The organism is Pseudomonas morbosilactucae (genome assembly GCF_023241665.1).
Taxonomy (GTDB): Bacteria; Pseudomonadota; Gammaproteobacteria; order Pseudomonadales; family Pseudomonadaceae; genus Aquipseudomonas; species Aquipseudomonas morbosilactucae.
In genome coordinates, this window is record NZ_JALQCX010000100.1 from 1 (window position 1) to 2,506 (window position 2,506).

General features: G+C 59.1%; 1 protein-coding gene. It reads right to left on the minus strand.

Annotated elements, in window-relative coordinates:
- On the minus strand, positions 1 to 2,279 hold a 2,279-nt coding region (rnr, locus tag M1B35_RS31685; protein ID WP_268264051.1), incomplete at its 3' end, for a ribonuclease R.
- Positions 2,280 to 2,506 lie beyond the last annotated feature (227 nt).

Below are 2,506 nucleotides of genomic sequence, written 5' to 3' on the forward strand. Positions count from 1 at the left end.
TTTTTGCGACCAATGGGTGCGCTGATGGTTTTTTCCGCCATCTCGAAGTCGATCTTGCGCTCGTCGAGGTCGACGCGCATGACCCGCACTTCCACGGTATCACCGAGGCGGAAGCTGCGACCGGTGCGCTCGCCCGCCAGGCGGTGATGCACAGGGTCGAAGTGGTAGTAGTCACCCGGCAAGGCGGTGACGTGCACCAGGCCTTCCACGTAGATATCAGTCAGCTCGACAAACAGGCCAAAACCGGTCACGGCCGTGATCACGCCCGGGAACGACTCGCCCACGCGATCCTTCATGAACTCGCACTTGAGCCAGTTCACCACATCGCGGGTGGCTTCATCGGCACGACGCTCGCTCATGGAGCACTGCTCGCCCAACTGCTCCAGGGCCGCTTCGTCGTACGGATAAATCCGCGCCTTCGGAATGGTCATGGCACCGGCACGCTTGACGTGCGGGGTGTTCTGCTTGGAATGGATCACGCTGCGGATCGCCCGGTGCGTGAGCAAGTCCGGGTAACGACGAATCGGCGAAGTGAAGTGGGTGTATGCCTCGTAATTCAGGCCGAAGTGGCCCTGGTTATCAGCGCTGTACACCGCCTGGCTCAGGGAGCGCAGCATCACGGTCTGGATCAGGTGGAAGTCTGGACGATCCTTGATGCTGGCCAGCAAGGCCTGGTAGTCCTTCGGCGATGGGCCGTCCTTGCCTTTGTGCAGGGACAGGCCAAGTTCACCGAGGAACGCGCGCAGTTTTTCCAGACGCTCTGGCGGCGGACCGTCGTGCACCCGGTACAGCGCAGGAATCTCATGCTTCTTCAGGAACTCAGCGGTGGCCACGTTGGCCGCCAGCATGCATTCCTCGATCAGCTTGTGCGCATCGTTACGGGTGGTCGGGGTGATCTCGGCGATTTTACGCTGGGAACCGAAGATGATTCGGGTTTCCTGGGTTTCAAAATCGATCGCGCCACGTACATGACGCGCGCCCAGCAACACCTTGTACAGCGAATACAGCTGCTTGAGGTGCGGCACCACGTCAGCGTATTCGGTACGCAGGGCCTTGGCTTCGCTGGTTTTCGGCGTTTCCAGAATGGTGCTGACCTTGTTGTAGGTCAGGCGCGCCTGGGAGTGGATCACCGCCTCATAGAACTGGTAGTCAGTCATTTCGCCGGTTTTCGAGATGGTCATCTCGCACACCATGGCCAAGCGGTCGACTTTCGGGTTCAGGGAGCACAGGCCGTTGGACAGCTGCTCTGGCAGCATCGGGATCACGCGCTCAGGGAAGTACACCGAGTTACCGCGCACCTGAGCTTCATTATCCAGGGCCGAACCGATCTTCACGTAGCTGGACACGTCGGCAATAGCGACGAACAACTTCCAGCCACCGGAGAACAGGCGCAGCTTGCCGGGCTTGGCTTCGCAGTAGACCGCATCGTCGAAGTCGCGGGCATCTTCGCCGTCAATGGTGACGAACGGCAGGTGACGCAAGTCGATGCGCTTCTCTTTGTCTTTCTCTTCAACTTCCGGCTTGAGCTTGGCGGCTTCTTTGAGCACCGCTTCAGGCCAGACGTGAGGAATGTCGTAGGTACGCAGCGCGACGTCGATTTCCATGCCCGGCGCCATGTAGTTGCCGACCACTTCAACAATGTCGCCCTGGGGCTGGAAGCGCGGGGTGGGCCAGTGGGTGATTTTCACTTCCACGAACTGACCGACTTTAGCGGCGCCATTACGGCCCGGGGTCACCAGCACTTCTTGCTGGATCTTCGGGTTGTCTGCGACGACAAAGCCGATGCCGCCTTCTTCAAAGTAACGACCGACGATGGTTTCGTGGGCGCGGGACACCACTTCGACGATCACGCCTTCACGGCGACCACGACGGTCCAGACCGGAAACACGGGCCAGGGCACGGTCGCCATCGAAAACCAGGCGCATTTGCGCAGGGCTCATGAACAGGTCGTCGCTGCCGTCATCCGGCACCAGGAAGCCAAAGCCATCGCGGTGACCCGTGATGCGGCCGAGAATCAGGTCGAGCTTGTCCACCGGCGCGTAGGTGCCGCGGCGGGTGTAAATCAGTTGGGCATCGCGCTCCATGGCGCGTAGACGGCGACGCAGGGCTTCGAACTGGTCTTCTGTGGTCAGACCAAACTCTTCGACCAACTGCTCGCGGCTAGCAGGCGAACCCCGATCAGCAAGATGCTGCAGGATCAGTTCGCGGCTAGGAATAGGGTTTTCGTATTTTTCCGCTTCACGAGCGGCCTCGGGATCGAGGGACTGCCAATCGGCCATTAGATAAATTTCACCTTGTCTATATGCGGGTTAGTTTGGCATACGCGTATTGAAACGGGAAATTTCAGGCTCAGACAACACCGGAAATATCCCTAGCCACCCTCAGAAACACCCTCGTTTCTGCTTACGAGGGCTTTTTTCATATTTTTTCGACAGCAGGGGTTTACAGCTTAAAAGACGCTCCGTATAGTGCGCGCCATCGACGACGGAGACGCTGTCGATACTGC